Origin of the sequence: Pantoea stewartii subsp. stewartii, from assembly GCF_008801695.1 — a bacterium.
GTDB lineage: Bacteria > Pseudomonadota > Gammaproteobacteria > Enterobacterales > Enterobacteriaceae > Pantoea > Pantoea stewartii.
Genome location: NZ_VZPF01000131.1, coordinates 1 through 6,843, shown reverse-complemented (window position 1 = coordinate 6,843; position 6,843 = coordinate 1). Strand labels below are relative to the sequence as shown.

The 6,843-nt window shown below is 53.1% G+C and carries 9 protein-coding genes and 1 pseudogene; 5 read left to right on the top strand and 5 right to left on the bottom strand.

Annotated elements, in window-relative coordinates; all coding sequences use genetic code 11:
- The 3 genes and pseudogenes from F7Q90_RS24095 to F7Q90_RS24085 all read left to right on the top strand — a co-directional run.
- Nucleotides 1-96: transposase domain-containing protein (locus F7Q90_RS24095; protein ID WP_151160719.1), on the top strand; the 96-nt coding region annotated here is incomplete at its 5' end.
- 30 nt (nt 97-126) lie between these two features.
- Nucleotides 127-399, top strand: a pseudogene (locus tag F7Q90_RS24090) (STAS domain-containing protein); the annotation flags it as partial.
- A gap of 1 nt (nt 400) precedes the next feature.
- Nucleotides 401-826 (top strand): ATP-binding protein, encoded by a 426-nt coding sequence (locus F7Q90_RS24085; RefSeq protein ID WP_006121901.1) that lies wholly within the window; start codon nt 401-403, stop codon nt 824-826.
- A 202-nt stretch (nt 827-1,028) separates the two neighbouring features.
- On the opposite strand, the gene F7Q90_RS24080 is transcribed toward F7Q90_RS24085, so the two are convergent.
- Nucleotides 1,029-1,289 (bottom strand): hypothetical protein, encoded by a 261-nt coding sequence (locus F7Q90_RS24080; protein WP_006121900.1) that lies wholly within the window; start codon nt 1,287-1,289, stop codon nt 1,029-1,031.
- Between the two features lie 512 nt (nt 1,290-1,801).
- On the opposite strand from F7Q90_RS24080, the gene F7Q90_RS24075 reads away from it, so the two are divergent.
- The gene (locus F7Q90_RS24075; RefSeq protein ID WP_006121899.1) at nt 1,802-2,020 is read left to right on the top strand and encodes a type II toxin-antitoxin system CcdA family antitoxin; all 219 of its coding nucleotides are present in this window, start codon (nt 1,802-1,804) and stop codon (nt 2,018-2,020) included.
- A gap of 2 nt (nt 2,021-2,022) precedes the next feature.
- The gene (locus F7Q90_RS24070; RefSeq protein WP_006121898.1) at nt 2,023-2,322 is read left to right on the top strand and encodes a CcdB family protein; all 300 of its coding nucleotides are present in this window, start codon (nt 2,023-2,025) and stop codon (nt 2,320-2,322) included.
- 168 nt (nt 2,323-2,490) lie between these two features.
- On the opposite strand, the gene F7Q90_RS24065 is transcribed toward F7Q90_RS24070, so the two are convergent.
- From F7Q90_RS24065 to F7Q90_RS24050, 4 genes are read right to left on the bottom strand one after another with little or no spacing between them, the layout of a single operon-like run.
- On the bottom strand, nt 2,491-3,186 hold the full coding sequence (locus F7Q90_RS24065) for an ROK family protein (protein WP_006121897.1): 696 nt from the start codon (nt 3,184-3,186) through the stop codon (nt 2,491-2,493).
- Nucleotides 3,187-3,203: 17 nt separating this feature from the next.
- On the bottom strand, nt 3,204-4,574 hold the full coding sequence (zwf, locus tag F7Q90_RS24060) for a glucose-6-phosphate dehydrogenase (RefSeq protein ID WP_151161115.1): 1,371 nt from the start codon (nt 4,572-4,574) through the stop codon (nt 3,204-3,206).
- 17 nt (nt 4,575-4,591) lie between these two features.
- Complete coding sequence (gene gnd, locus F7Q90_RS24055) at nt 4,592-5,596, bottom strand: phosphogluconate dehydrogenase (NAD(+)-dependent, decarboxylating) (protein WP_006121895.1); 1,005 nt, start codon at nt 5,594-5,596, stop codon at nt 4,592-4,594.
- Between the two features lies 1 nt (nt 5,597).
- On the bottom strand, nt 5,598-6,731 hold the full coding sequence (locus F7Q90_RS24050) for a glycoside hydrolase family 15 protein (RefSeq protein WP_006121894.1): 1,134 nt from the start codon (nt 6,729-6,731) through the stop codon (nt 5,598-5,600).
- Nucleotides 6,732-6,843: the final 112 nt, after the last annotated feature.

The window sequence follows — 6,843 nt, the reverse complement described above, 5'->3', positions numbered from 1 at the left end:
ACGTGGTTGCGTTACGTCATCGGTCATATACAGGACTGGCCGGTGAACCGGGTCCGCGATCTGCTGCCATGGAAGGTCGAGCTTCCCTCTGCCTGAACGTCAATACGGTCTGAATGCGACGCTTACGCATCGGTAGCCGCAGCCTTTAAAGAAGCGGTTTCGCGGGAAATTGGTGAGGATAAAAAAGCCCTCATTGTGGATTTTAGCAAAATTGACTTTATCGATAGCAGTGGACTGGGAACACTGGTTTCGTTGCTTAAGTTAATGAATGGAAAAGGGGAAATGACATTATGTGCATTAAATGCCAATATCCAGAAGATGTTCACACTCACCAGAATGGATCGCATTTTCCGGATCTGTCCGGACCGCTCCGCGGCGCTTGCGCAGTTAAATAAGTGAGATGTCAGTGAACAGCGATATTACGCTTCCCGCTACGCTGACCTCGCTCGTTCGCCTGGCAGAATGGCTTGCGGAAAAGATGGAAGCGTTACCCGTGAATGATGAGTGGCGGTTCTCACTCGATCTCGCCGCGTGTGAGACAGCAACCAATATCATTCGTCATGCGCTAAACGAAGACAGTCACCGCCGGTTTACAGTGGAATTTATTGCGTCAGACATCAGCATTACGCTTCGCTTTATGGACGAGGGGAGTGTATTTCCCGCTGAACGCCTCCAGGCGGCACGTTGTGATGCTTTTTCTGACCAGACAATAAACAAGGAAAGCGGCAGAGGGCTGAAATTGATTTTGTGGTATGTGGATAAATTCCGGATCGAATACTCGGCGGGCAAAAATATTACTTTGCTGGAAAAGTCGTTGGTATGTTAGTGCCGAATGCCTGTTATGAGCGGATGTACTGGACTGATAAGCTGTTGCGCCGGGCGAACGCGGTGTTACCCTACGTATGTCCATGCTGATAACAACAGACTCAACGACACGTTCTGAGCGGCACACGCACTCAACCTATGGCATCGCAGTTCTGTAATATTTTTTTGGACAGGCACTTATGCACCTGTCACACGGCGCCCACTCAGTCGTCAGTATGCGGTGGAACCGGCAGACCTAATGCGCTTACCAGCTCATCAATACTAAGAGGAACGTCAAACCATTTGTCGTTCGACAGAACGACGCGGCAGCCTTTTGAAAATTCTTCTTCACGGACCCATGCAATAAGCTCTTTCTGGATCATCCATGTTTTATTATTTCTGTCCCTGAGGGTCACCAGGTTAGTGGGTGAGCAGGAAACGCCGGTGGTTGTTTCTGAGGTGTGATATATGCTGGTGTCTAACATGCGGTGCTCCAGTCAAATGGCTAGCTTGAATCTTTTTTATTGTGTATGAGTAACCACGGCAGACGGACCATTAGGACGAGCTTTTTGCCGTCCCTCCGCTCTTGCCGCACAACGAGAGTTAAACCTGCACTTACATTAATCCGCTTCCTGCATTCACCTTCCTTCCTGTCGCTGAAAGGTTTCAACAGAAAGCTATCCGCATCAGAAACGCGGACAAGTGGTCAGCTAGTATATCGTCACCGTTTCGTTTTTCTTCACGGCTATCTGCTTTGGCCCGTCCAAGACGATAACAAAGTGGCCACTCATTCAGAAAGAGCCTGTTATCTGAGCAGACATTTTTCTCTGGGCCAGTGTGATTGTACATTCTGGGTTATAGGCAGTCTGACAAGCTGAACAACGCTTTTCGGGCGGGTCAAACCAGGCGCATCGTGAAAGCAGAGTACACCTAAAAATCGTTCCTTGCTGGTGTGTATCAGCAGTGTATACTTGTAACTCACACTTCGGAGGTGTACATGAAATACAGAACTAACGTCACCATTGATAAAGAAGCCTACGAGATATTTTCATCTGCGGGCTTAAACCTTTCTAAAATGGTTAACGAGCTTGTCACTACTGAGGCTCGCAGAATCCGGGCTGAACGCTGGAAAGAAGAAAACCGTGAAAGCATGAAAGCCTTCTCTGACTTTGTGGGAGAAGAGGGATCGCTTTCTGATATGTACAGGAACTGGTAGGGATGCAATTTGACGTTTACTCACACAAGAATGGTAAAAAATATCCTTATCTTGTTGAAGTACAAAGCTACCTGATAGACACACCAGGCCGTTTAATGGTCGCCCCCCTTGCTCTTCCGGGCGAGTTCGTGGGTTCAGGTGAACTTTATCCTGAGGTACTGGTTAACGGCAGCAAGTACCGCGTTGTGACAACCGACATTGCATCTGTCCCGGTGAAAGCGTTAGGGGACAAAGTGGGTGATGTCAGTCAGTATGAAGCAGCAATAAAAAACGCCATTTTCAGGCTTTTTTGGGGTTTCTGACAGGTTTTCTTAACCCACCGATGCCAGTCACCGGCAATGACGGGTCGGGTCGAACAGCCATGAATGTCGCATTCGCTGGCGGTTTTCGTTAGTCTGCCGCGAATAAACGTTCACGGCAGTAAACCTAAAACACAGCAACGCTATTCTGACCTTCTTAAAAGGCAGGGATCACGTGATCAAGTTTGGGTCGTTCCAGAGACGAAATCCACCTTCGAATGCCAGCGTGTTGTCGCCTTTCCGGCAGTTGGGCGGAAGTGAATCGAGTTCACCTACGTTTCCGCCGCCTAAGACGACGTACTCAGGCTGTAACGCGGCGGTCAGCATCTCCACTACATCAAAAACACGCTCTTGCCATTTTTTATTGCCCTTTTTTATCCGATAGGCTTCACCCACATAATGTTCATAGCTATTGCCCTTGCGATAAGGTAAGTGAGCAATCTCCATGGGCTGAGCGACATTCTCAACGATCATCGCAGCACCTAATCCCGTGCCAAGACCGAGAAAGAGCATGCGTCCGCCCTGATAGGAACCCAGCGCCTGCATCAGGGCGTCGTTGACGATACGAACAGGGCAACCGAATGCGCCCGCATAGTCAAATCCCACCCAGCCCTCACCGAGGTTGGCGGGTTCCCGAAGCGGTTTGTTGTGCGCGACCGGACCGGGATATCCCATTGCAATCACATCATAGGTCATGCCTTCAGCCAGGTTCTTAACCACAGCAACCATTTCAGCCGCAGACATTGTCTTTCCACTGTCCGCCTTCTTTTTCACCCCGCCAGCGCTGGAGAGGATTTTTACATGGCTTCCGCCGATGTCGATGGCCAGAACGATTTGATCTTTTTTCTTTTTAGGTTGCCGCGTCATTGATAGTGCTCCATAACTCAATCGGGATCGACCCAGCCGCCGGGGGGCGCAAAGTCTGCCATCGTATCCGGCCCCCAGGTTCCGGGCTTGTAGGAAAGGGGGACGGTTTTCTTATCCAGTACTGGCTCAACGATCTTCCAGGCCAGTTCCGCCGAGTCTTGTCGGGTAAAAAGCTGACGATCGCCAGCCATCGCATCGCCTATCAGCCGCTCATAGGGCGCCATATCGCCAATGCCATCGTCAAGCGCCGTTAGCTCAACGGCTTCACCTCGCATCTTTTCGCCAGCCGCCTTGCGTCGCGCCCCAATGCCGATCGTAATATCCGGACCAAGGCGAAAGCGGATATAGTTAGCGGCCTCGTTGGCAATGTCATCGAAAAGTGTAACGGGTGGTCGCCGGAAGCGCACGATCACTTCCGTCGCATGCGCAGGCAGATTTTTGCCGGCACGGATAAAAAAGGGAACACCACTCCAGCGCCATGTCGCAATCCGGAAACGAACCGCAGCGAACGTCTCTGTCGAAGAGGAAGGGTTGACACCGGGTTCATCGGTATAGCCTGCAAACTGTCCACGAACCACATCATCGTCCGACAGGGGGGGAATGGCCTTCAGCACCTGAACTTTCTCATCAACCAGATCGTCGGACGCGCCGGAGGCGGGAGGTTCCATAGTCAGCAACAGAAGCACATTCACCAGGTGATTTTGGATCACATCGCGGAGGCAGCCAACTTCATCATAAAATTTGCCGCGTCCTTTAATACCAAAGTCCTCGGCCATAGTAATCTGAACGCTTTCGATATGATCGCGATTCCATATTGGTTCGAGGAAGCTGTTGGCAAAGCGAAAGTAAAGGAGATTCTGGATGGCTTCCTTCCCTAAAAAGTGATCGATACGGAAAATCGCGTCCTCATCGAAAACGTTGTGAAGCACGTTGTTCAGCTGTTTTGCCGACGCGAGATCGCGGCCGAACGGCTTTTCCACCATCAGGCGGGCGCCTTTCGCGATACCCGCCTCTTGCAAACCTGTGACGACCGTTTCAAACAGCGACGGGGGTATAGCCAGGTAATAGAGCGGGTGATGATGGTCCCCCAGCGCATCGCGCAATCCATCGAATGTTGACTGAATGCGATAATCGCCGGAAACATAGGACAGCCTGTCCGCCAGCGCAGCAAAGACTGCCTCATCGAACTCATCGACGTGTTTTTCAACCGACTCTTTTGCACGCGCAATCAACTGGTCGCGCGTCCAGTCTTCAAACGCCACACCGATAATGGGCGTATTGAGCGTGTTACGCTTCACCATTGCATAGAGTGAAGGGAAGATCATTTTATAGGCAAGATCGCCTGTGACACCGAACACTACCAGTACGTCTGAACGTTGCTGTACCATCGCTGTGTCCCTCCGCTTTAGCGGTTTTTTTCCAGATGGCCACCGAAGGCGTGCCGCATGGCTGAAAGAACTTTTTCAGCAAACAGAGCTTCACCACGAGAAGAGAAACGCCCGAAGAGAGCAGACGCGAGAACCGGCGCGGGAACGCCCGTTTCCACCGCTGTCTGCAGTGTCCAGCGGCCTTCACCGGAATCTGACACACGACCATCATAGTTTTTAAGGTGCGGGTCCTGCTTCAACGCCTCGGCGGTCAAATCCAGCAGCCAGGAACCGATAACCGAGCCATGTCGCCATACCTCCGCAACGGCGGGAAGATTGATGTCAAAACGGTAATATTCAGGATGGGACAGAGGCGCGGTTTCCGCATCTGCCTCCCGTTCGCCGTTTCCGGCATTGGCGGCTTTCAGTATATTCAGGCCTTCGGCATAGGCGGCCATCACACCATATTCAATGCCATTATGTACCATCTTGACGAAGTGTCCGGCGCCCGCCGGCCCACAATGAAGATAGCCTCTCGGCGCTGTGCCTACGGCCGCATCTTCCTCAATGTGCTGACCGGCACCGGGCGCGAGCGACGCAAAAATCGGATCCAGACGCTTCACAGCCGCCTGCGGGCCACCGATCATAAGGGAATAGCCACGTTCCAGGCCCCACACGCCACCCGATGTACCGACGTCGATATAGTCGATCCCAAGGGGGGAAAACTCTCCAGAGAGATCGATCGCTTCACGATAAAAGGAGTTGCCCCCGTCAATGATGGCGTCGCCTTTATTCAGCTTTGATGCGAAATCCCGCGCAATCTTCGGTGTGATCGCGGCAGGCAGCATGAGCCAGACCGCGCGCGGCGCCGCCAGTTTAGCAATAAGATCGGCTGGCGACGACGCGTCGGTTGCCCCCTCTTTAACCAGTGCGTCAACGTTATCGGCGTTCACGTCGAAGACCACGCAATCATGGCCCTGTTTAAGAAGACGACGAACCATGTTTGCGCCCATACGGCCGAGTCCTACCATTCCAATCTGCATATCATTCCTCTCTGTCAATGCGCATTTGATTTTCCGGTTCATTCACAACCTGAACGGTGAAGTCGGTGTGTTCCCAGTTTTCAACATCAGGCCAGTAGAAGGTGAAGACAACGCGGGTTCCTGCGTCCTCATGCTGTAAAGGCAGGTCCACATAGTATGTGCCAAGTCCGGAAGGGATCGCCGGGCTGTCAGAGACGGTCGTCCAGTTATCTGTGCTCCAGTGCACCAGTGCGTTCGCTTCCGTTTCCAGCCTCAGCTGCTTCCCGACAGGAACAGAAGACAGGCGGTTGTTAAAGCGCCATATGCGCAAGTGCGATGCGGTTTTATTCCGGATATAGCGCTCAACGCCCTGCGGTGGCATATCGAAGACCACGCCATCGCGGAGCGACCGCACGAGTTTAATATGCTCGGAATGCGCCCAGACAAGTGGCATGGCGCTCCCGGCTGGCTGGCCGAAGAACAGCTCCCTTTCAGGAATATCGGGACCGTCCCAGGTCTGTTCCGGTAACAACCCGCCCGGACCTGCCGACTTCTCCAGCGTCGATAAGAGCGCCTCCGCGACCTCGCGCCTGCCCGCTGCCAGCTCGTAATGCGCGCGTTCGCCCGCCAGCAAGGGCCAGGGACGTCCCTGGCCAATACCATCGAACGGCGCGCCGTCTTCGTGCTCACCATAGCCATCGCCGGTATACCGATACCATAGTGGCCCCTGAGGGAGTTCGACACGCAGACTGTGGTCGATTGCTTTTACCGTATCCACGATGTGCGGGTCGTCGGCGGCGCGCAGACCAAAACGCACCAATGCCAGAGCATCCGGACTCAGCACATCGGTGGTTGACAGAATCGCCCGATCCGGCGTCTGGTTGCGGATCTCGGTTTCGCCGGATGCGCTTGCTTCATCCGTTGCGCCGGGGGGAGCGATGCGGACGTAGTGACCGGCAATACCAACCGATGCGCAAAAATCGGGCTCTCCGGCAAAGGTCCATTTTTCAATCTGCTCATTCCAGCAGTCGGCGGTTTCGCGCAGATGGTTTGCAGCCACCTCATCGCCGTCTAGCGAAAGCAGGTCCGCGGCAGCAAGAAGGGCGGAGACTTCGACCGCCAGGGTAAACGGGCTGTAGCCCTGAGGGATCCCCACAAATTGACGCTAATAAACCAGCACCATTTTGTGGTAAACCCTTGTTAAATTGTTAAGAACGTCCTTCAGGGATATTCGCCTGAGCATTAGCGGAGAATGCCGTAAAATATTC

Bases quoted from the DNA above. Each gene is read 5' to 3' on its own strand.
- F7Q90_RS24070 (WP_006121898.1), top strand. From the start codon at position 2,023: ATGCAATTTGACGTTTACTCACACAAGAATGGTAAAAAATATCCTTAT.
- zwf (WP_151161115.1), bottom strand. From the start codon at position 4,574: ATGGTACAGCAACGTTCAGACGTACTGGTAGTGTTCGGTGTCACAGGC.
- gnd (WP_006121895.1), bottom strand. From the start codon at position 5,596: ATGCAGATTGGAATGGTAGGACTCGGCCGTATGGGCGCAAACATGGTT.
- F7Q90_RS24075 (WP_006121899.1), top strand. From the start codon at position 1,802: ATGAAATACAGAACTAACGTCACCATTGATAAAGAAGCCTACGAGATA.
- F7Q90_RS24065 (WP_006121897.1), bottom strand. From the start codon at position 3,186: ATGACGCGGCAACCTAAAAAGAAAAAAGATCAAATCGTTCTGGCCATC.
- F7Q90_RS24080 (WP_006121900.1), bottom strand. From the start codon at position 1,289: ATGTTAGACACCAGCATATATCACACCTCAGAAACAACCACCGGCGTT.
- F7Q90_RS24085 (WP_006121901.1), top strand. From the start codon at position 401: ATGTCAGTGAACAGCGATATTACGCTTCCCGCTACGCTGACCTCGCTC.